Raw genomic sequence first — 20,448 nt, 5'->3', positions numbered from 1 at the left:
GCACGATGACCTGGTGCATGCCCCGACCCGGCGACTGACGCAGCGCCGCCTGCTTGCCATGGCCATGTTGCTGTTGGTGGTGCCGATCGCCACCGGATGCCTGCGGGTCAAGGCGTCGCTCACCATCTCCCCCGACGACACGGTGTCCGGCGAGATCATTGCCGCCGCCAAACCACGCAACGACAAGGACGCCGGACCACAGCTCGACCCCAACATCCCGTTCAGCCAGAAGGTGGCGATCTCCAAATACGACCGCGACGGCTACGTGGGATCCCAAGCGGTGTTCTCCGACTTGACCTTCGCCGAGCTACCGCAGCTGGCGAACATGAACCCCGACGCTCAGGGCGTGAACCTGACGCTGCGCCGAGCCGGCGATCTGGTGATCCTGGAAGGCCGGGCGGACCTGACGTCACTGACCGATCCCGACGCCGACGTCCAGCTCAGCGTTGCCTTCCCCGGCGCGGTGACCTCCACCAACGGCGAGCGAGTCGATTCCGACATGGTGGTCTGGAAGCTCAAGCCGGGCGTGGTCAGCACGATGACGGCCCAGGCCCGCTACACCGATCCCAGCACCCGTTCGTTCCGTGGCGCAGCGCTCTGGCTGGGCCTGGCGTCCATCGCGGTCGCCGGGATAGTGGCCGGATTGGCCTGGTACGGCCGCGATCGTTCGCCGCGCTTCGCCGAATCAGGTGACGAGCCGCCCGACTAGCGCGATGGCGGCGACCCGCCGCGCCCGGCTGCACCGGGCTTGCGATCGCCGCTAGCGCGATGGCGGCGACCAGTAGTCCAGTAGCTCGGCGAACGTCTCGAAAGCCGCCGCCGTAACACCGTAAGTGGCCTCGAGATGGACGCTGAGCGGATAGCCGAGATCGGCGACACCGTCGATCACCCGCTTGTACAGGTCGAGCATGAGCTTGCGCCGCTCCGCGGGCTCGCTGCCGGCCAGCGTCTTGACGAACGCCTGCTCCTCGGCGACGGCGGCGTTGCCCGGGTCCTGGATGAGCCAGTTGATGAAACCCACCCGGTTCTCGACCTTCGGCACGAAGCCGAACGACAGCAGGATCTCGGGCCGGTGATCGGTTTCCTTTGCGAAGTCGGCCAGAAACCGCACGATCGCGTCGGAGTAAAGCAGTTGGGTCTGAGCGAACGTCGCACCCTGCTCGCACTTGAAGTTGAAACGACCGGTTTCGCCCTCCCGCGTCGGAATCAAGATCACGCCCCGGTTGGGCACCAAATCGCGGTAGATCGACAGTGCGTCGGTCGGCGCCACCCCGGAGCCCTCGCCGTCTTGCATGGTGCGCGGAACACCCACGAAGACAATGCCCTCGATCCCGGCGTCGACCAGATCCGTGAGCCGCCCGCGCAGCGATGCCTCGTCGGAAAAAGCGGTGACCTGGCTGCACAATCCGTGCACCCCCGGCAGCTCGGGCTTGATGAGCGACCAGAAGTCCAGCACGTCCAGCTTCGGCTTCATCTCGACGGGCCGGTCGTCCTCCTCGGCGATCAGCCCGGGAATCATGACGTGTCCGATCCGTCCGTCGAGTCCCGCATCCGCGGAGAACTGCAGCACCTTGCGGGCGTCATCGATCGCTTGCTGGGAACCGCGATCCACGTTGGGCGGCACCAGCTCGAGCGCAATGGTGTTCAGACTCACAAGGCTGCTCCTCATCGGATGGCTAGCTTTCCCGCCGCGGCAGGCCGACCGCCGGCGCCTCGCCCTGCCGCGTCGTCTGACGACGCCGGGCGACCTAGGCGCAGGTCATCACGACAGCATAGGCGTCAGGCGACATAGACTGTCGGCCCAGGGCGGCTAGGAGAGAAAGGGGCGGCGCGCTGAGCGTCGAAGCAACGGCAACCGTCGAGTTCGCCGACGCCATCACCGACCAGTTGCGGGCGTATTTGCGTGGCCGTCGCAATGACGCAGCTCATATCGGACCCGAGTACGACGCGCTGGTCGCGGCGCTGGAAGAGTTCGTGCTCGGCGGCGGCAAGCGACTGCGTCCGGCCTTTGCGTATTGGGGCTGGCGCGCGGTGTCGCCCACAAGCCCGAATGCGCAAGTGCTGCTGCTGTTTTCGTCCCTTGAGTTGTTGCACGCCTCGGCGCTGGTGCACGACGACGTGATCGACGCGTCGGCGACTCGCCGCGGCCGACCGACCACGCACGTGAAATTCGCCGTGCTGCACGGCGATCGGCACTGGAACGGATCGTCGGAACGATTCGGCATGTCGGCGGCCATCCTGCTCGGCGACCTGGCGCTGGCCTGGGCCGACGACATTGTCGCCGGGGTCGATCTGCCCGACGATGCGCGCCGCCGGGTCCGGCAGGTCTGGGCGGACATCCGCACCGAATTGCTCGGCGGCCAGTACCTGGACATCGTCGGCGAGGCCAGCGCCGCCGAGTCGATCGCCTCGGCGATGACAGTCAACACCTACAAGACCGCCTCGTACACCGTGTCGCGGCCGTTGCAGCTGGGGGCCGCCGCGGCCGCGGATCGCCCCGACGTACACACCCTTTTCCATGAGGTCGGCACCGATCTGGGGCTGGCGTTCCAGCTGCGCGACGACGTGCTGGGCGTGTTCGGCGACCCGGCGGTAACCGGCAAGCCGTCCGGTGACGACCTGCGGTCCGGCAAGCGCACCGTGCTGCTGGGCACCGCGATCGAGATGGCCGACAAGTCGGATCCGGTGGCGGCCAACCTATTACGGTCCTCGATCGGCACCGACTTGACCGACCCGCAGGTGCGCGACATGCGCGCTGTGATCGAAGGGGTGGGCGCACTGGCCGCGGTGGAAGAACAAATCGACGTGCTGACCCGGCGTGCACTGGCCGCCCTGGCCGCTGCGCCCATCAACGCGCCGGCCAAAGCAGGGCTGTCCGAGCTGGCCAGGCTGACCGCGAATCGATCCGCCTGAGCCGCATGTCCACTCCGACGCCTGTTGCCACGCAATATCTTTCGCGACTACGTGAATTCACCGCGTCTTCTGAGGCCCGGCCGGCGCTGCTGGGCGGCGGCGGTGCCGTGCTCATCACCGCGGGCGGACTCGGCGCGGGCAGCACCAAACCGCACGATCCGGTGCTGGAGACGCTTCACCTGTCCTGGTTGCGTTTCGGGCACGGTCTGGTGCTGTCGTCGGTGCTGCTGTGGCTGGGTGTCGCGCTGATGTTGATCGCCTGGCTTCGGCTGGGCCGCCGGGTAATCGCCGGCGAGGCAACCGAATACACGATGGTGGCCACCACCGGATTCTGGCTGGCGCCGTTGCTGCTGTCGGTGCCGGTCTTCAGCCGTGACACCTATTCCTATCTGGCCCAGGGCGCGCTGCTGCGCGACGGCCTCGACCCGTATGCCGTCGGCCCAGTGGACAACCCGAACCCCTTGTTGGACAACGTCAGTCCCATCTGGACGATCACCACGGCGCCGTACGGTCCCGCGTTCATCCTGATCGCCAAGCTGGTCACGATGGCGGTCGGCAATCATGTGATCGCCGGAACCATGGTGCTGCGCCTGTGCATGCTGCCCGGGTTGGCGCTATTGATCTGGGCCACACCGCGAATAGCCCGCCATCTGGGCGCCAATGCGCCCACCGCGCTGTGGATCTGCGTGCTCAATCCGCTGGTGATCATCCACCTGATGGGCGGTGTGCACAACGAGATGCTGATGGTGGGGCTGATGATGGCCGGCATCGCGCTGACCCTCGAGCGCCACCCCGTCGCGGGCATCACGCTGGTCGCCGTCGCGGTGGCGGTCAAAGCCACGGCCGGGATCGCATTGCCGTTCCTGGTCTGGGTGTGGATGCGTCATCTCGGCGACCGACGGGGGTACCGGCCGCTGCGTGCCTTCGCGGCGGCCGGCGCGACCTCCGTGCTGATCTTCGTGGCGGTCTTCGCGGTGTTGTCCGCGGTGGCGCGAGTGGGTCTGGGCTGGCTGACTGCGCTGGCGGGGTCGGTCAAGATCATCAACTGGCTGACGGTGCCGACGGCCGTGGCCAACCTGGTCCACGCGATCGGCGGGTGGTTCTTCCCGGTCAACTTCTACGCGGTGCTACAGGTCACCCGGGCCGCGGGGATCGTGATCATCGCCGTCGCGTTGCCGCTGCTGTGGTGGCGGTTCCGCCACAACGACCGCGAGGCGCTCACCGGGACCGCGTGGGCGATGCTGGTCGTGGTGTTGTTCGTGCCGGCCGCGCTGCCGTGGTACTACACCTGGCCGCTGGCGGTGGTGGCCCCGCTCGCCCAGTCGCGGCGGGCGCTCGCGGCGATCGCCGGGTTTTCCACCTGGGTCATGGTCATCTTCAAACCCGATGGGGCCCACGGCATGTACTCGTGGATCCACGTCATCATCGCCACCGGCTGCGCGCTGATCGCGTGGTACACGCTGTATCAGGCACCCGAGCCGCGCGTCGAAGAGGCCGAAAGTCTCAGTACGCCATAGCTTGTGCCCGGCGCAGCACTTCGCGTGCCTGATGGGCATGCAACGCGTCGACGGGCCGTGCGTTGCTGATGGCGTCGCGGGTGCCGTCGCGGGTGACGGTCAGCGACGGATCCGGGGTGAACAGCCAGCGCACGATCTCGGTGTCGCGGTAACCGCCGTCGTGCAACACCATCAGCAGGCCGGGCAGGCTTTTCACCACCTGGCCGGTTTCGGTGAAGAAGACCCGCGGCACCACCACGTCGCCGGCGCGCCGCACCGCCACCAGGTGGCCTTCCCGCAGCTGCTGGTGCACCTTGGTCACCGGCACACCCAGCAACTTGGCGACGTCGGTCAGGGCGTAGGTGGGTTCGTCGGGATCCAGGACGTCGTCGCCGGCCGGAATACTGCTCATCGCGCCCAGTGTAGAGCCGATTCCGGCGCGCTGAGTGCAGGTTTCGGGCCGAATTCGCGACGGCGCCTACGATGAGCCCGTGACGGATCCTCTGGTCGGCGCGTTGCTCGACGGGCGCTACCGCGTTGCGGCCAAGATCGCCACCGGCGGCACCTCGACGGTGTACCGCGGAGTCGACGAACGGCTGGACCGGCCGGTCGCATTGAAGGTGATGGACTCGCGCTACGCCGGCGACGAGCAATTCCTCACCCGGTTTCAGCTGGAGGCCCGCAGCGTGGCCCGGCTCAAGGACCCCGGGCTGGTCGCGGTCTACGACCAGGGCCTCGACGCGCGGCACCCGTTTTTGGTGATGGAGCTGATCGAGGGCGGCACCCTGCGCGAGCTACTGGCCGAACGCGGTCCGATGCCGCCACACGCCGTCGCCGCGGTGCTGCGCCCGGTGCTGGGCGCGCTGGCCGTCGCGCACCGCGCCGGACTGGTGCATCGTGACGTCAAACCCGAGAACGTGTTGATCTCCGACGACGGCGAGGTAAAAATCGCCGACTTCGGATTGGTCCGCGCCGTCGCGGCGGCCGGAATCACTTCTGCCAGCGTCATTCTCGGCACGGCCGCCTACCTGTCACCGGAGCAGGTGCGCGACGGCAAAGCCACCCCGCGCAGCGACGTGTATGCGCTGGGAATCGTGACCTATGAGCTGCTGACCGGGCAGACGCCGTTCACCGGCGACTCCGGGTTGTCGGTCGCCTATCAACGGCTCGACACCGACGTGCCGCGACCGAGCGCGCGAATCGAGGGTGTGCCAAGGGAATTCGACACTTTCGTCGCGCAGGCGACGGCGCGCGACCCTGCCGGCCGATACGCCGACGCTTTGGAGATGGGCGCCGCGTTGGACGGCCTCGCCGACGACCTGGACCTGCCGGAGTTCCGCGTGCCCGCACCCCGCAACTCGGCGCAGCACCGGTCGGCGGCGATGTATCGCGGTCGGGCCGACCAGACGACCGAGAAGGTGCGCCACCCGACCCGCCAGCTCACCCGCGAGTGGTCGGACGAGCCCGAATACCCGGACACGCCAGGGCAATTCGCGGGCATCGAGATCAGCGAGTTCATCTGGGCGCGGCAACACGCTCAGCGCATGGTGCTGATCTGGATAGCGGTGGTGCTGGCCATCACGGGGATGGTTGCCGCAGCCGCGTGGACGATCGGCAGCAATCTCGCCGGACTGCTTTGAGCGCCGAATGTGCTGTTGTGCCACGCTATTGCGCGAAAAACGTACAACAACGCCACACTCGGCGTAGGGCAAAACCTAGTCGCGCAGCATCTCAGCGACCAGGAATGCCAGCTCCAGCGACTGCTGGGTGTTCAGCCGTGGATCGCACGCCGTCTCGTAGCGGCCGGCCAGGTCGGTGTCCGAAATATCTTGCGCGCCACCGAGACACTCGGTGACGTTCTCGCCGGTGATCTCCACGTGGATGCCACCGGGGTAGGTGCCCAGCGCGCGGTGCACCTCGAAGAAGCCCTGCACCTCGTCGACGATGCGGTCGAAGTGCCGCGTCTTGTATCCGGTGGACGACTCGTGGGTGTTGCCGTGCATCGGGTCGCACTGCCAGATCACCTGATGCCCGGTGGCCTGCACCTTTTCGATGATCGGCGGCAGCAGGTCGCGCACCTTGTTGTTACCCAGCCTGCTCACCAACGTCAGCCGGCCCGGCTTGTTGTGCGGGTCGAGGCGCTCGACGTATTCGACCGCCAGCTCGGGAGTGGTGGTCGGGCCGATCTTGACGCCGATCGGGTTGGAGATCACTTCGGCGAACGCGACATGGGCGCCGTCGAGTTGCCGGGTCCGGTCGCCGATCCACAGGTAGTGCGCCGAGAGGTCGTACAGCTGGGGCTCGCCGTCATCGGCGTTGGACAACCGCAGCATCGCCCGCTCGTAGTCGAGCACCAGCGCCTCGTGGCTCGCGTAGATCTCGGCGGTCTGCAGGTTGCGGTCCTCCACGCCGCATGCGCTCATGAACTTCAACCCGCGGTCGATCTCCGCGGCCAGCGCCTCGTAGCGCGCGCCGGCCGGCGACGTCCGGACGAACTCCCGGTTCCAGTCATGCACCAGATGCAGCGACGCCAGCCCCGACGAGGTCAGCGCGCGCACCAAATTCATCGCGGCGCCGGCGTTGGCGTAAGCCCGCACCAGCCGCGACGGATCGTGTTCGCGCGCCGCGGCGTCCGGGGCGAACCCGTTGATCATGTCGCCGCGATACGACCGTAAACCCAACGCGTCGATGTCGGCGGACCGCGGCTTGGCGTACTGGCCGGCGATACGGGCCACCTTGACCACTGGCACGCTGGCGCCGTAGGTCAGCACCACCGCCATCTGCAGAAGGGCGCGGATGTTTCCCCGGATGTGCGGCTCGGTGTTGTCGACGAACGTCTCCGCACAGTCCCCGCCCTGCAGCAGAAACGCCTCCCCGCGCGCGACCTGGGCTAGCATGTCCTGCAGCCGCACGATCTCCGAGGGCACCGTCACCGGCGGCACGGCTTCTAAGAGCGTGCGTATCGCTTTGGCCTGGTCGGCCGGCCAGCTCGGCTGCTGCGCCGCGGGCTTGGCCAACGCGGAGTCCAGCCGGGCCCGCAGATCCTCCGGCAGCGGAGGCAGCGACGGCAACTGGTCGATCGGTAGGTCAATGGTCCAGCTCACCGGTCTATGGTAACCGGCCGCCGCAGCCTGTTAATCAGGACGAACGCTGTTGATCAGCCGGAAGCGCCGCAGCTGATCGCGGGCGTCGACCAGAGCGTCGTGCACATCCGGCGGGCGGCGCGGCATCCGCGGACGGCCCCGGTCCTCCCAGAGCTGGCGCAGCTCCCTGGTGAACCGGGGAATTGCCGACGGCAGCTCGGCCATCGAGCCCCACAGCTGACATAACGCCACATGGTCGTAGGCGCCGACCCACGCCCACAGTTCGATCGGCTCGTCGCTGCCGACACCGAGGAAGCTCTCCAGATCCGAACGAATCCGGGCGCGCGGCCGCCACAGCGGCGACGCGGGAGGCGGCAGCTTCGGCAGCACATGGGTACGCACCCAGCTGCCGGCACGCTCCGGGTCGAATTCGGTGGACACGGCGTAGTATTCGCGGCCGTCCTCGGCGGCCACCCCGATGGAGATCAAGTCGATGGTGCGGCCGTCCTCGATGAATTCCGTGTCGTAGAAGTACCGCACGACGCGGAAGCCTAGCCCGCCGACGATGCAGAGCGCACAGCCGCGATGAGGAGAAGGCGGGCGATGGAGTTCTAGCCGTGGCCGCCTGGCACCAGGACACGCAGCGGGCCCGTGGGCGGCGGCGCGGCATGCACTTCGAGGTCCAGCGCCGCATCCACGGTGCGCTCGTCGGGAAGACGCGGCGTACCGGCGATCGTGCTCTGCACCCACAGCTTGGCCCGGATCACCGGCCGGCGCAGCTGGCGTTCCCGCTGCACCGCCCGTCGCATCTTGTCCTGCTGATTGGTGTAGCGCCACCGTGCCCACGGCGCGTGCGGACGCGACAGCCGGATCGCGCCGATGACCAGCAGCACCACGAAGAACATGCCGATCAGACCGGTCCACACCTTGCCTTTGAGCAACACGACGATCGCCAGCGGCGGGGTGAGCACCAGCCCCAGGATCACCGCGGCGTGCAGCAGCGGTGAGTGGGTGTCCTGCCAGAACGACAGGAAGAACATCAGCGGGTGCAGTCCCAGTACCAAAAGTCCGCCGACCGCGACCGCGGCGAACACCGCGTCCACCGACGTGCGCCCGTCCTCCTCCCAGTACACGTCGGACAGGTGCAGGATCAGCGCGTACTCGTCGAGCACCAGCGCTGCGCCGATACCGAAAAAGATTGCCGCCGTGGTCAATTCGGCCTGATTGCCCTCGAGAGCCAGGGTCACCAGGGATATCCCGGAGAGCATCACCAGGACCACGCCGACGACCACGTGGTGGATGTGCATCGACCCGATGTGAATGTTGCGCGGCTCCCACCATTTGGGCGGGGTGCCGCGGTCGGCGCGGTGCCGGATGTAGCGCACGAAGGTGCGCGTCACGAAGAACGTCAGGATGAACGCGACCAGGCAGCACAGCAAGGGCAATCGCCCGTGGCCGATGATGTCATGCCGCAACCAGTCGAGCACCTTAAAAAAGTACGCCCACTTCGGGCGTATCGCCCGTTGCAATACCGCGTGGCGGCACACTCACCGATAGGCTGTCTGCGACATGAGTAGACGGCAGTCGCCCGACGTGGGCAGTATGCGCGGGCGAATTGCGGGTAGGCAGGTCGCCGTCTGGGCGTTGCTGGTGCTGCTCGCCGCCGCGGTGTTCGGCTACGCGGTCTGGCAGCTGATCTGGCACGCGCAGTACCGCATCGACATAGACGTGTACCGGATGGGCGGTCAGGCGTGGCTGGACGGCCGTCCGCTTTACTCCGGAAACGCGAAGTTCCACACGCCGATCGGGCTGGACCTGCCGTTCACCTATCCCCCGCTGGCGGCCATCGCGTTCTGCCCCTTCGCCTGGTTGGGACTGCCGGCCGCCAGCGTGGCGATCACGCTGACGACGCTGGCGCTGTTGCTGGTCTCGACGATGGTCGTGCTCACCCGCCTCGACGTGTGGGACACCTCGCGGGTAGCGCCCGGGCCGGCCTGGCTGCACCGATGCTGGCTGGCCGTGGTGATCGTGGCGGTGTCGGCGATCTGGCTGGAGCCCATCAGGTCGAACTTCGCGTTCGGGCAGATCAATGTCGTGTTGATGACGCTGGTGCTCGCCGATTGCCTGCCGCGCCGCACCCCCTGGCCGCGCGGGCTGATGCTGGGGCTGGGCATCGCGCTGAAGCTCACCCCTGCGGTCTTCCTGCTGTATTTCCTGCTCCGCCGCGACGGCCGCGCCGCGCTGACCGCGCTGGCGTCGTTCCTGGTGGCCACCCTGGTCGCGTTCGCGCTGGCCTGGCGCGACTCGTGGGAGTACTGGACGGACACCGTGCGCAAGACCGACCGCATCGGCGCCGCTTCGCTGAACACCAACCAGAACGTCACGGGCGCACTGGCCCGGCTCGGGCTCGGCGAGCACGAACGCTTCCCGCTGTGGGTGGCCGCGTGCCTGCTTGTGTTGGCGCTGACCGTCTGGGCGGCGCGGCGCGTGCTCGCGGCCGGCGAACCGACTCTCGCAGTGATCTGTATTGCCCTGTTCGGGTTGGTGGTTTCGCCGGTGTCGTGGTCGCACCACTGGGTGTGGATGCTGCCGGCGGTGTTGGTGACGGGCGTGCTGGCCTGGCGCCGCCGCAGCGCCGCGCTGGGGGTGGTCAGCGCGGCGGGGGTGGCGGTGATGGTGTGGACGCCGATCGACCTGATGCCCAAACACCACGAGACGACGGCGGCCGGCTGGCGCCAACTCGTCGGGGCGTCTTATGTGTGGTGGGCGCTGGCGACCATCCTCACGGCCGGGTTCGCCGTCACCGCGCGCGCGGTGCCGCGGGAATCGAGCGTTCCCGAGCCGGCAGCGGTCCCCGCGGTCGGCTGACGGGGCCTCAGCCGGCGGCGGTCTCCGGGATACGGGCCGGCGCCTCGTTCGCGGGCGCCGATCCGTTGCCGCGGTCTTTGACCGTCGCGGCGTAGATGTCGACGTACTCCTGACCCGAGAGCCCCATCAGCTCGTAGATCACCTCGTCGGTGACGGCCCGCTCGATGAAGCGGTTACCGGCCAACCCCTCGAACCGGGAGAACTCCATCGGCTTGCCGAAGCGCACGGTGACCCGGCCGAACCGCCACATCTTGCTGCCGGGCGGGTTGACCTTGTTGGTGCCGATCATCGCCACCGGGATCACCGGGACGCCGGTGTGCAGCGCCAGCCGGGCCAGCCCGGTCTTGCCCTTGTACAGCCGGCCGTCGGGTGAGCGGGTGCCCTCGGGATACATGCCGAGCAGCTTGCCCTCGCTAAGGAGCCGCTCGGCGGTTCGCAATGCGGCATCGGCGGTGTCGGCGTCGGTGCGGTCGATCGGGACCTGTCCGGTGGTGCTGTAGAACCAGCGCAGGAACCATCCCTTCAACCCGGTACCGGTGAAGTATTCCGCCTTGGCCAGGAAGGTGATGCGGCGTCGAACCACCAGCGGCAGGTAGAAGCTGTCGGCGACCGCCAGATGGTTACTGGCCAGGATCGCCGGCCCGGATTGCGGGATGTTTTCCAGGCCTTCGACTTTCGGCCGTCCCAGCAAAGCAAGCAGCGGGCCCATGAAGATGTACTTGAAAAGCCAGTACCACATGGCCCCTCCCTCTCGCCCGCGCCGGATAGTAGTCTGCGCCAACTGTACCGATCGAGTGTGGATGCGACCACAGCGCGCGGCACTCCGCTACTCCTCGACGGTGATCGTGATCGGCTCGTAACGACTCTTCGCGGCGGGCTCGGGCGCAGGCGGCTCCGCGGCGCCGCCGCCGGGCGGCCCTTGCGGCGGCGGTGTCATCGTCCCGTCGACCTCGGCGATGATGGCCCGGATGACCGCAAGCAGCGCAACGCTGTGTTCGGCGATCACGGTCAGCAGCGGATGCTGTTCGCCGGTGACCAGCGCGGCCAGCGCACACACGGGGCACCACACCTGTTGGCATTTGCCGGTTCCCGGGCCGCCGCCCGACGCGCGCATCGCCGCCGCGCGCACCGCCGGGTCGATTCCGTCCAGGATGGTCTGCGCCAGTTTCCGCAATTCCGGACCGATGTCGGGGTGGACGCCGGTCATTTCCGCCGCTCCTCCTCATCGCGCCGCGCTGCATCGTCGCCGGCGGTCACGTCGGCCACACCTCCGGATTGGGTCGAAAACGCACCGTCAGCTCACTACCTCGAAGGTGGGCGTCCAGCACTGTGCACCGCCGCAACACGGACGCCAACCGAACTCGGCGCCGCATACCGCCGGCGCTGATGATCAGGTCGTCGTCGACCCGGCCCAGACTGAGTGCGCCCGAATCGACTTGCGGCAACTCTAGCCGCAATCGGTACACCGACTGCAGTCCTGAGCCAGATTCGAGATCCACGATGGGACGCAGCGGCCCCGGCGGCGCTGATCCGTCGCGACGGCGGGCACAGTCCAGCAGCTCGGCCAGCGCCTTGGGTCCGATCGGCTCGCCGGCCAGGTGCGGGGTCAGCACCAGCGCCACGTCACCGATGGTGGCGTCCAGTTCGTCCAGCACGGCGCGCTGCTCGCCGATGCGCTCGGCGTACCAGTCGAACGCGGGATGGTCGGGCAGGTTGCGATATTCGTATGAATCGTCTTGCAGCAGAATCTGATTGACAATCAACTCCTCGACCCGAACCCCCATCAGCGCCAACGAGCCCAGGGTGCGGACCGCCTCGGCGGCCACCACCCGCTCTGCGGTCAGCACCAGGTGTGCGCCGAGGCGCGCGGGGTCGGTGAGCAGTGCGGAGAGGCGTTCGACGCTGGCGCTGATGCGCTCGAGCAGTTCCACCACCGCCGCCGAGCGGTCGTCGGCGGCGCCGGAAAGTCTGCGGTGCCGCGGCCATGCGCGCTCCACGTAGAGCCCGAAGGTGGCCGGCAGCGTGAGCATCCGCAACGCGTCGGCGGTCGACGCACAGTCGACGACGACGTGGTCCCAGCGGCCGGCGGCGGCCAGCTCGCCGACCTCGTGCAGGCCGAGGACTTCCTGGATGCCAGGCAGCGCCGAGAGTTCTTCGGGCGCAATGCTATCCAGCTCCGACTCGGGAAAACGCCCGCCGAGCGCATCGACGACGTCACGCCAGCGCGCCTCCAGCAACGCCAGCGTGTCCAGCGCCAGCGCGTCCAGGAACCCGCCACCCGTGTCGGCTCCCCCGGTTTCCAGGTCGGCGAGCACGCGGACCGGGTCGCGCCGACCGGTCGGCGGAACCGCTACTCCCAGCACGTCCCCAAGCGAATGCGCCTGATCGGTGGATACCACGAGCACCCGTTGGCCGGCCCGCGCGTCGGCGACGGCGGTGGCGGCCGCCAGTGTTGACTTTCCTACCCCGCCCTTGCCGACGAAGAGACTGATCCGGGCCAGGACGGGCGTTGCCGACTCACTCAGCCTCGACTCGTTTCTTCAGATCCTTCAACGCGGTTTCGGTCAGCCTGCGCTCAGCCTTGCGCTTGATCAACCCGATCAGCGGGATGGCCAGGTCGACGGTGAGCTCGTATGTCACGTCGGTGCCGGAACCCTTGGGCGACAACAAGTATGCGCCCTCGAGCGAACGCAGTATCGAGGAGGAGACCAGCGACCAGCGCACCGAGCCACGGTCTTTGGGCCAGTCGTAGGAGAACACCAGGGTGTCCTTGAGCACCGTGGTGTCCAGCACCATGCGCGCCACCTTCGGGTAGCCGTCGGCGTCGGCCTCTAGGACCTCGGCCTCCTTGTACTCCGAAACCCACTCCGGATAGGAACCGATGTCGGCGATCACGTCCATCACGGTGCTGGGGTCGGCATCGATATAGATCGTCTGTGCCGTCTTCTCCGCCACCTGGCTGCTTCCCTCTCCCCCGCAAGCGGGTGCTACCCCCAGTGTCTGTCGCAGAAACGGTACTCCCCGCACCGGCCCGACCGGGGTCAAGCCACAGGAGCGACCCCGACGGGACGCGACCGCTCCAGCGTCGCCTTGACTTCGAATGCCATTTTCTTGCCTGCAACGCGGCGGCGGTGCGTCATTCGGGCGAGGTTCATCCGGGCCAGCTGCCACGCGGCGACCCCGGAGGGTTCGGCGTGCAGGAAGTAGTGCAGCAGCACCCCGTCCAGCACCGGTTCGAGCCAGATCTCCATCGTGCCGGTGAGCGGTCCGGTCACCGTCCACCGCATTCCCAACGCGCCGCGGTCTTCGACGACCTCGAGCCGCAGATCCGGCCACCACCGCCGCCAGTTGGCCCGGTCGGCGACCGCCGCCCCGACCTGTGCGGCGTCGGCGGCGACAAACGTCTCGTCGGCGACTTGAATGCTGTGCACGGCGCTAGCTTCACATATTCCCTGCGCCGGCGGATACCGCGGTCGGCAAGTGAACGGCGTCACGTCCGGACTAGGCTGGAGCGCACTCAGCCGTCGACATCAAGCGAGGTCACAAGAGTGCGTGAATTCAGTGTTCCCGCCCCGTTCACCGTGGGCGAGCGCGACAACGTCGTCGCCGCGGTATTCGAGCATGAGCGCGACGATCCCGACTTCGTGATCTTCCAGCGCCTGGTCGACGGCGCCTGGACCGACGTCACCTGCGCCCAGGCGGCTGCTCAAATCCGTTCGGCGGCAGCCGGTTTGATCGCAGAGGGCGTGCAGGCCGGTGATCGGGTGGCCATCTTCTCGGCCACTCGCTACGAGTGGGCGATCCTCGACCTCGCGATTCTGGCGGTCGGGGCGGTCACGGTGCCGATCTACGAGACGTCCTCGGCCGAGCAGGTGCGCTGGGTGCTGCAGGATTCGGGTGCGGTGCTGGTGTTGGCCGAGACCGACGCCCACGCAAAAATCGTCACCGAACTCACCGGCGACCTGCCGTCGCTGCGCCGGGTGATGCACATCGACGGCTCCGGTCCCAAGGCGATCGAGGCGCTCGCCGAAGCAGGCGCTTCGGTGGATCCGGCCGAACTGACCGGGCGGGTCGAGGCGTTGCGGGCCGAGGGCCCGGCCACGCTGATCTACACCTCCGGCACTACCGGCAGGCCCAAGGGTTGTCAGCTCACCCATTCCAACCTGGTCTACGAGATCCGGGGTGCCAAGGAGTCGCTGCCGACGCTGCTGGGCAAGAACGAGCGGATGCTGGTGTTTTTGCCGCTGGCACACGTGCTGGCCCGGGCGATCACGCTGGCAGCCTTCACCAACAAGGTCACCGTCGGTTTCACCAGCGACATCAAGAACCTGGTGCCGATGTTTTCGGTGTTCAAGCCGACGATCGTGGTGTCGGTGCCGCGGGTGTTCGAGAAGGTGTACAACACCGCCGCGCAAAACGCCGACAACGACGGCAAGGGACGGATCTTCCAGATGGCCGCGCAGACCGCGGTCGACTGGAGCGAAGCGCAGGACCGCGGCGGCCCCGGGCTGCTGCTGCGGGCCAAGCACGCGGTGTTCGACCGGCTGGTGTACCACAAGCTGCGCGCGGCGCTGGGCGGTGACTGCCGCGCGTCCATCTCCGGCGGAGGGCCGCTGGGCACCCGGCTGGGCCACTTCTACCGCGGTGTCGGCCTGACCATCTACGAGGGCTACGGCCTGACCGAGACCAGCGCGGCCATCACGGTCAACCGGGTCGGCGACCTGAAGATCGGCACCGTCGGAAAGCTGTTGCCCGGCAACAGCATGCGGATTGCCGACGACGGGGAATTGCTGGTGCGCGGCGGGGTGGTGTTCCGGGAGTACTGGCGCAACGAACAGGCCACCGCCGAGGCGATGGCCGACGGGTGGTTCAAGACCGGTGACCTCGGCGCCATCGACGACGACGGCTTCTTGACGATCACCGGCCGCAAGAAGGAGATCATCGTCACCGCGGGCGGCAAGAACGTGGCGCCCGCCGTGCTGGAGGACCAGTTGCGGGCCCACCCGCTGATCAGCCAGGCGATGGTGGTCGGGGACGCCAAGCCGTTCATCGGGGCGCTGATCACCATCGACCCCGAGGCGTTCGAGGGCTGGAAGCAGCGCAACAGCAAGGCGTCGGGCAGCTCGGTGGGCGACCTGACCACCGACCCCGACCTGGTCGCCGAGGTGGACGCCGCCGTCAAACAGGCCAATCAGGCGGTCTCGCATGCGGAATCGATCCGCAAGTTCCGCATCTTGCCCGTCGACTTCACCGAGGACACCGGCGAGCTGACGCCGACGATGAAGGTCAAGCGCAAGGTGGTGGCCGAAAAGTTCGCCACCGATATCGAGGCGATCTACAGCTAACCAAGCAGCTCGGCCAGCCGCGCGGCCAGCGTGTCCCAGCGCCACTGCGCCGTCGCCCATGCCCGGCCAGCGGCGCCCATCGCCGCGGCGCGGTCGGGGTCGGCCAGCAACTCGGTGACGGCGTCGGCGACTTGATGCTCCGACCGACCATCGACCACTAGCCCAGTTTCGTTGTGCCGCACGGTTTCCGGCGCTCCACCCGAGCATCCGGCAATCACCGGCACGCCGGTCGCCGACGCCTCCAGGAACACGATGCCCAGCCCCTCGACATCCAGCCCGGCGCCGCGGGTGCGGCACGGCATCGCGAACACGTCGGCCATTGCGTGGTGGGCGGGCAGTTCCGCGGCGGGCACACCGCCGGTGAACGTCACATGGTCGCGGACCCCGTAGCGCTGGGCCAGCTGCCGTAGCGACGCCAGATACGGCCCGCCGCCGGCAATCACGAGCGCTGCGCCGTCCACCCTTCTCCGGATCGCCGGCAGCGCGCGGATCAGCATGTCCTGCCCCTTGCGCGGCACCAGCCGCGAAAGGCACACGACGGTCGGCCGCTGACCCAGCCGGTAGCGGGCGCGCAGCTCGGCGCGGCTGGCAGCGTCGGGCCGGAACCGGTCGGTGTCCACCCCTGGCGGCAGGTACTCCAGCGCCGCCGCGGGCCCGAAGGCCGGGGCGAAGCGGGCCCGGGTGTAGCGGCTGACGAAGGTGACGACGTCGGTGTCCTCGCCGATGCGACGCAGCACCGACCGCGCCACCGGAAGCATCGACCAGCCCACCTCGTGGCCGTGCGTACTGGCCAGCACCCGGCTCGCCCCCGCCCGGCGAGCGCGGCGGGCCAGCAGCGCCAGCGGCGCCGCCGCGCCGAACCAGACGGTGTCGATACCGTGCTCGGCGATCAGCCGGCGCATCCGCGCCTCCACGGCGGGCCCGGGCAGCATCAAGGTCCCGGGGTGTCGCACGACGTGATAGCCGTCCGCGCGGGCGTCGAACGCGTCGGCGCCCTTCCACTGCGGCGCATACACCGTCAGCGCGTGCGACCCGGTCGCGGCCAGCCGAGTGACCAGCTCTTCCAGGTAGGACTGAATGCCGCCGGGCCGAGGGGGAAAGTCATTGGTAACCAGCAGGACCCGGGACACCGGGATAGGTTAACGGGTTAGCCAGCGCTGCCAGTCGACGAGCAGACCGGCCGGGTCGGCGCCGAGCACGTCGTGCACGGCGGTGGGGAGGTCGGCATGGCCGGCCCCGCACGCGGCCACGTAGAGGGCACGCAGCGTCGCCGCGCCGTAGCTGTCGGCCACGAAGCGCGCGAACCACCACGCCCGGTCGTAGGCCAGCGAGCGCGCCGGCCCGGGTGTGTCCAGGTCGGCGTCCGACGGCAGGGCCGCCGGATGAGCGTCGGGCACCGCGGCGGGTGGACGTGCCACGAAGTCGGCCACGCCCTCGGTCAGCCAGCGGGGCGCGTCCAGCGCGGTGTCAGCTCGCGCCGCGTAGTGGAAAAGCTCGTGGCGCAACACAATTCGCAGTGCCGAATCGCTCATGGCGTTCGCGCCGGGGGCGAACACGATGCGCTGGCCGACCGCGGCCCGGCGGGCCGGATCCACCCGGTCGGCGACGGCCACCGCCGCGATGTCGGCCCACTGCGCCTCGGGCCCACCGCCGGCCTGGGCCTCGAACTGGCGCTGCGAGCCGGTGGCCACGACGACGACCTCGCGCGGCCAGTCGGTGCCCCAGAAGCCCTGCACCGCATCGACAGCCGTTGGCATCTCCGCCGAGACGCGGCCCAGCAGAGGCTCGGCACCCGACCCGCCGAGGTTGACCACGCGAACGGTGCGGTCCGCGACGGTCTGCGGCGGCGACGGACGGATCAGCGCCGCCGCGGCGAGGATCAGCTCGACGACAAGGGCGCAGGCCAGCAGTAGGCGGCGGAACTCAGTAACGGCGGGCGTTGTAAATCGGGCCGGACGAGGTCATCGGCACCACTCGCACCGGCTGACCGTAGGTGGAGGAATGGACCATCAGCCCGTCGCCGACGTAGATGCCGGCGTGTGACGCGTCGGAGTAGAAGGTCAGCACGTCACCGGGCTGCAGGTCGGACAGCGCGACCGGCTGTCCGCCGTGCGCCAGCGCCTGGCTGGAGTGCGGCAGCGGGATGCCAGCCTGCTGAAACGCCCACATCACCAGCCCCGAGCAGTCGAACCCGCCGGGCGAGGCGCCGCCCCACGCGTAGGGCTGGCCAACCTGGGTCAGGGCCGCCTGCACCGCGACGGCGCCCTCGCCGCTACCGCCCGCGCCGCCGGGCAGCGCCTCCGGGGGACCCTCCGGCCCGCCGCCCGGATGCAGGGCTTCGGGTGCGGGCGCGGCCGCAGCCAGCGTGGCAGCGGGCGGCGGCACCGGGCCGGGGTCGGCCAGCGCCGTGCGCTGTCCGGGGGTCAGCGATTGATATTGCGACTTGACGACGGCGATCTGCAGCTGCAACTTGCTCTGCTTGGCCTGCAGACCGGCCCGCACCGCCGCCGCTTGCTCGGCCGCGGTCTTGGCGTCGGCGGCCGACTTCGCCGACGCCTGTTCGGCTTTGGCGGCCTGCTCGCCGGCGGCCCGGTAGCTGGCCATCTGGGCGGACATCTCGCTGGCGATCACGCGCTGCACGGCCAGCTTGCCGATCAGGTTCTGCGGCGACTCGGCGGTCAGGATCGCGTCCATGCCAGAGGTGCGGCCACCCATGTACATCGCTGCAGCAAACTTGTTGACGGAGGACTGGAAGGTTGCCAGGCGCGACTTAGTCGATTCCACGGCGGCTTGGTCGTCGGCGTGCTTCTTTTCGGCGGCATGCTGCGCAGCCAGCTTCTCGTTGAGGTCGAGCTGGGCGCTGTGCATGGCCTCGGTGGTTTGCTCGGCTTGGCGCGACAGCTCGTTGAGCTTTGCTACGGCGTCTTCAGCAGGATCGGCCAGCACACTGGCGGTGGTGATGCCAGCGAAAGCAACGAAGCTCGTTATCGCGGCGACAGCAAACCGCTTGAGGGTACGTTCAGTCCAGCATCCATCGCCTAGCCCCGACCCCAAGATTTCGTGTCCTTATCCGTCGACAAAACCGTCACATCTGCTTTAGGTCTCAGACAGGTTACGAAACGGTATAGGCAATGTCCAACAGCAGAACATTAAGAAATCAGCAAGACTTCCGCGTTTCACGCCACGCCGGGCCGCTGGCGGTGAATCGGCACCAGCCTAAGCCGTGGCGCCATCCCCGCATCCGCGAGCACCTCCAGCGCCGCGCATTCGTCGTCCAGCAAAGTTTCCGGTACCCCTAGTAACACGCTGACGACGCAGTCGCGGCAGCCCGGCCCGCGGACTGCGCAGTCGTCGCAGTCGATGGTCACCCCGCCCGGGTCGTCTGGCCTGCTGCTTTGTGCCATCTGCCTGGTCCTTTCGTTGCGAGTAGCCGATCTGCCCGTAGGTTATCGGCTGCCACCGACATGTCGGTGCTGACGCTTAACGTCTCGGCCATGGGTGTGCCCGCCCCCGAGCAGCTGAGCTTCCCCGAGGTGAAGCGGGCCGCCGAGTTGCCGCTGCGGGAGACCACGTTCGTAGTCGTCGACCTGGAAACCACCGGCGGCGCAGCCACCGACACCATCACAGAGATCGGCGCGGTCAAGGTGCGCGGCGGTGAAGTGCTGGGCGAGTTCGCCACGCTCGTCGATCCGCAGCGCGACATCCCGCCGCAGATCGTGCGGCTCACCGGCATCACCACCGCGATGGTGTGCGACGCCCCCACGATCGCCGCGGTGCTGCCCGCATTTCTCGAGTTCTCCCGTGGGGCAGTGCTGGTGGCTCACAACGCACGCTTCGACGTCGGGTTCCTGCGGGCCGCCGCCGAGCGGTGCGGGATCCCGTGGTCGCGGCCCCAGGTGCTGTGCACGGTCCGGCTGGCCCGCCGGGTGCTCAGCCGCGAGGAGGCCCCCAGCGTGCGGCTGGCGGCGCTGGCGCGCCTGTTCGCCGTGGCCAACCAGCCGACGCACCGGGCTCTCGACGACGCCCGCGCCACCGTCGAGGTGTTGCACGCGCTGATCGAGCGAGTCGGCAACCAGGGGGTGCACACCTACGCGGACCTGCGCTCCTATCTGCCGGGCGTGACCGCCGCCCAGCGCCGCAAGCGGGTGCTGGCGGAGCGCCTGCCGCACCGGCCGGGGGTCTACCTGTTCCGCGGACCGACGGGCGAGGTGCTCTACGTGGGCACTGCAATCGACTTGCGGCGCAGGGTATTTCAGTACTTCAATGGCGCCGACTCGCGTGGCCGCACCAAGGAGATGGTCGCGCTGGCCGAGACGGTCGATCATGTCGAATGCGCGCACGCCCTGGAAGCCGGGGTGCGCGAACTGCGGATGCTGGCCGCGCACGCCCCGCCGTACAACCGGCGCTCGAGGTTCCCGCACCGCTGGTGGTGGATTGTGTTGAGCGACGAGGCATTTCCGCGGTTCTCGGTGGTGCGCGCGCCGCGGCACCAGCGTGCGATCGGCCCGTTTCGTTCCCGGGCCGACGCCGCCGACACCGCTGCCCTGCTGGCCCGGTTCACCGGCGTGCGCACCTGCACCACGCGGCTGGCCCGTTCAGCACTGCACGGGCCGGCCTGCCCGGTCCGCGAAGTGTCGCCCTGTCCGGCCGGCCGCGACATCACCGCCGAGCAGTACTCCCCGACCTCAGAACGCGCCGCCGCGCTGATCGACGGCCGCGACAACGCGGCGCTGGCCGCCGCCG

Annotated in this window: 21 protein-coding genes; 7 read left to right on the top strand and 14 right to left on the bottom strand. The window is 68.6% G+C overall.

Annotated features, from left to right (window positions below; translation table 11 throughout):
• Nucleotides 1-58 precede the first annotated feature (58 nt).
• On the top strand, nucleotides 59-709 hold the full coding sequence (locus MFM001_RS15290) for a DUF3153 domain-containing protein (protein ID WP_116376142.1): 651 nt from the start codon (nucleotides 59-61) through the stop codon (nucleotides 707-709).
• A gap of 51 nt (nucleotides 710-760) precedes the next feature.
• On the opposite strand, the gene MFM001_RS15285 is transcribed toward MFM001_RS15290, so the two are convergent.
• Nucleotides 761-1,654 (bottom strand): mycobacterial-type methylenetetrahydrofolate reductase, encoded by an 894-nt coding sequence (locus tag MFM001_RS15285; protein ID WP_116376141.1) that lies wholly within the window; start codon nucleotides 1,652-1,654, stop codon nucleotides 761-763.
• A gap of 179 nt (nucleotides 1,655-1,833) precedes the next feature.
• Here MFM001_RS15285 and idsA2 point away from each other — a divergent pair, with 179 nt between their 5' ends.
• Together idsA2 and MFM001_RS15275 are read left to right on the top strand one after the other, a co-directional pair.
• Entirely contained in the window at nucleotides 1,834-2,913 is a 1,080-nt protein-coding gene (idsA2, locus tag MFM001_RS15280) for a bifunctional (2E,6E)-farnesyl/geranyl diphosphate synthase (RefSeq protein ID WP_116376140.1), read from the top strand.
• A 5-nt stretch (nucleotides 2,914-2,918) separates the two neighbouring features.
• The gene (locus MFM001_RS15275) at nucleotides 2,919-4,430 is read left to right on the top strand and encodes an alpha-(1->6)-mannopyranosyltransferase A (RefSeq protein WP_116376139.1); all 1,512 of its coding nucleotides are present in this window, start codon (nucleotides 2,919-2,921) and stop codon (nucleotides 4,428-4,430) included.
• On the opposite strand, the gene MFM001_RS15270 is transcribed toward MFM001_RS15275, so the two are convergent.
• Complete coding sequence (locus MFM001_RS15270) at nucleotides 4,417-4,821, bottom strand: Rv2175c family DNA-binding protein (protein WP_116376138.1); 405 nt, start codon at nucleotides 4,819-4,821, stop codon at nucleotides 4,417-4,419. The two genes, MFM001_RS15275 and MFM001_RS15270, sit on opposite strands and share 14 nt — an antisense overlap.
• A gap of 79 nt (nucleotides 4,822-4,900) precedes the next feature.
• Here MFM001_RS15270 and MFM001_RS15265 point away from each other — a divergent pair, with 79 nt between their 5' ends.
• Nucleotides 4,901-6,049: a protein kinase gene (locus MFM001_RS15265; protein ID WP_116376284.1), complete on the top strand. Its 1,149-nt coding sequence runs from the start codon at nucleotides 4,901-4,903 to the stop codon at nucleotides 6,047-6,049.
• A gap of 75 nt (nucleotides 6,050-6,124) precedes the next feature.
• Here MFM001_RS15265 and MFM001_RS15260 read toward each other — a convergent pair whose 3' ends face one another.
• From MFM001_RS15260 to MFM001_RS15250, 3 genes are all read right to left on the bottom strand, one after another.
• Nucleotides 6,125-7,513: a class II 3-deoxy-7-phosphoheptulonate synthase gene (locus MFM001_RS15260; protein WP_116376137.1), complete on the bottom strand. Its 1,389-nt coding sequence runs from the start codon at nucleotides 7,511-7,513 to the stop codon at nucleotides 6,125-6,127.
• Nucleotides 7,514-7,543: 30 nt separating this feature from the next.
• On the bottom strand, nucleotides 7,544-8,032 hold the full coding sequence (locus MFM001_RS15255; protein WP_116376136.1) for a polyadenylate-specific 3'-exoribonuclease AS: 489 nt from the start codon (nucleotides 8,030-8,032) through the stop codon (nucleotides 7,544-7,546).
• A 71-nt stretch (nucleotides 8,033-8,103) separates the two neighbouring features.
• Nucleotides 8,104-8,979, bottom strand: coding sequence for a hypothetical protein (locus MFM001_RS15250; RefSeq protein WP_116376135.1), 876 nt, complete (start codon nucleotides 8,977-8,979; stop codon nucleotides 8,104-8,106).
• A gap of 82 nt (nucleotides 8,980-9,061) precedes the next feature.
• On the opposite strand from MFM001_RS15250, the gene MFM001_RS15245 reads away from it, so the two are divergent.
• Nucleotides 9,062-10,360: a glycosyltransferase 87 family protein gene (locus MFM001_RS15245; RefSeq protein ID WP_116376134.1), complete on the top strand. Its 1,299-nt coding sequence runs from the start codon at nucleotides 9,062-9,064 to the stop codon at nucleotides 10,358-10,360.
• A 7-nt stretch (nucleotides 10,361-10,367) separates the two neighbouring features.
• On the opposite strand, the gene MFM001_RS15240 is transcribed toward MFM001_RS15245, so the two are convergent.
• From MFM001_RS15240 to MFM001_RS15220, 5 genes are all read right to left on the bottom strand, one after another.
• Nucleotides 10,368-11,099, bottom strand: coding sequence for a 1-acyl-sn-glycerol-3-phosphate acyltransferase (locus MFM001_RS15240; RefSeq protein WP_116376133.1), 732 nt, complete (start codon nucleotides 11,097-11,099; stop codon nucleotides 10,368-10,370).
• Nucleotides 11,100-11,186: 87 nt separating this feature from the next.
• Complete coding sequence (locus tag MFM001_RS15235) at nucleotides 11,187-11,567, bottom strand: hypothetical protein (protein ID WP_116376132.1); 381 nt, start codon at nucleotides 11,565-11,567, stop codon at nucleotides 11,187-11,189.
• Nucleotides 11,568-11,613: 46 nt separating this feature from the next.
• A complete protein-coding gene (locus MFM001_RS15230) occupies nucleotides 11,614-12,885 on the bottom strand; it encodes an ArsA family ATPase (RefSeq protein ID WP_116376131.1) in 1,272 nt (423 codons plus the stop codon).
• A complete protein-coding gene (locus MFM001_RS15225) occupies nucleotides 12,878-13,315 on the bottom strand; it encodes an SRPBCC family protein (protein WP_116376130.1) in 438 nt (145 codons plus the stop codon). Before MFM001_RS15225 ends, MFM001_RS15230 begins: the two co-directional genes overlap by 8 nt.
• An 86-nt stretch (nucleotides 13,316-13,401) precedes the next feature.
• Complete coding sequence (locus MFM001_RS15220; RefSeq protein WP_116376129.1) at nucleotides 13,402-13,791, bottom strand: polyketide cyclase / dehydrase and lipid transport; 390 nt, start codon at nucleotides 13,789-13,791, stop codon at nucleotides 13,402-13,404.
• Between the two features lie 117 nt (nucleotides 13,792-13,908).
• Between MFM001_RS15220 and MFM001_RS15215 the strand changes: the two genes are divergently transcribed.
• Nucleotides 13,909-15,705, top strand: a complete 1,797-nt coding sequence (locus tag MFM001_RS15215; protein ID WP_116376128.1) for a long-chain fatty acid--CoA ligase — start codon at nucleotides 13,909-13,911, stop codon at nucleotides 15,703-15,705.
• On the opposite strand, the gene pimB is transcribed toward MFM001_RS15215, so the two are convergent.
• From pimB to MFM001_RS15195, 4 genes are all read right to left on the bottom strand, one after another.
• Nucleotides 15,702-16,835: a GDP-mannose-dependent alpha-(1-6)-phosphatidylinositol monomannoside mannosyltransferase gene (gene pimB, locus MFM001_RS15210; RefSeq protein ID WP_116376127.1), complete on the bottom strand. Its 1,134-nt coding sequence runs from the start codon at nucleotides 16,833-16,835 to the stop codon at nucleotides 15,702-15,704. The two genes, MFM001_RS15215 and pimB, sit on opposite strands and share 4 nt — an antisense overlap.
• A gap of 9 nt (nucleotides 16,836-16,844) precedes the next feature.
• Nucleotides 16,845-17,615: a hypothetical protein gene (locus tag MFM001_RS15205; RefSeq protein WP_116376126.1), complete on the bottom strand. Its 771-nt coding sequence runs from the start codon at nucleotides 17,613-17,615 to the stop codon at nucleotides 16,845-16,847.
• 13 nt (nucleotides 17,616-17,628) lie between these two features.
• Nucleotides 17,629-18,759, bottom strand: a complete 1,131-nt coding sequence (ripC, locus tag MFM001_RS15200) for a peptidoglycan hydrolase RipC (RefSeq protein ID WP_304481781.1) — start codon at nucleotides 18,757-18,759, stop codon at nucleotides 17,629-17,631.
• 122 nt (nucleotides 18,760-18,881) lie between these two features.
• Nucleotides 18,882-19,109 (bottom strand): hypothetical protein, encoded by a 228-nt coding sequence (locus tag MFM001_RS15195; RefSeq protein WP_116376125.1) that lies wholly within the window; start codon nucleotides 19,107-19,109, stop codon nucleotides 18,882-18,884.
• A 60-nt stretch (nucleotides 19,110-19,169) separates the two neighbouring features.
• On the opposite strand from MFM001_RS15195, the gene MFM001_RS15190 reads away from it, so the two are divergent.
• The coding region (locus tag MFM001_RS15190) for a DEDD exonuclease domain-containing protein (protein ID WP_116376124.1) at nucleotides 19,170-20,448 on the top strand (1,279 nt) is incomplete at its 3' end.

Origin of the sequence: Mycobacterium sp. MFM001, from assembly GCF_003402475.1 — a bacterium.
Lineage (GTDB): Bacteria > Actinomycetota > Actinomycetes > Mycobacteriales > Mycobacteriaceae > Mycobacterium.
Note: the sequence above shows the minus strand (reverse complement) of the source record. Positions and strands in the feature narration are given on the sequence as shown.

Bases quoted from the DNA above. Each gene is read 5' to 3' on its own strand.
- MFM001_RS15290 (WP_116376142.1), top strand. From the start codon at position 59: ATGGCCATGTTGCTGTTGGTGGTGCCGATCGCCACCGGATGCCTGCGG.
- MFM001_RS15275 (WP_116376139.1), top strand. From the start codon at position 2,919: ATGTCCACTCCGACGCCTGTTGCCACGCAATATCTTTCGCGACTACGT.
- MFM001_RS15270 (WP_116376138.1), bottom strand. From the start codon at position 4,821: ATGAGCAGTATTCCGGCCGGCGACGACGTCCTGGATCCCGACGAACCC.
- MFM001_RS15245 (WP_116376134.1), top strand. From the start codon at position 9,062: ATGAGTAGACGGCAGTCGCCCGACGTGGGCAGTATGCGCGGGCGAATT.
- MFM001_RS15240 (WP_116376133.1), bottom strand. From the start codon at position 11,099: ATGTGGTACTGGCTTTTCAAGTACATCTTCATGGGCCCGCTGCTTGCT.
- MFM001_RS15235 (WP_116376132.1), bottom strand. From the start codon at position 11,567: ATGACCGGCGTCCACCCCGACATCGGTCCGGAATTGCGGAAACTGGCG.
- MFM001_RS15195 (WP_116376125.1), bottom strand. From the start codon at position 19,109: ATGGCACAAAGCAGCAGGCCAGACGACCCGGGCGGGGTGACCATCGAC.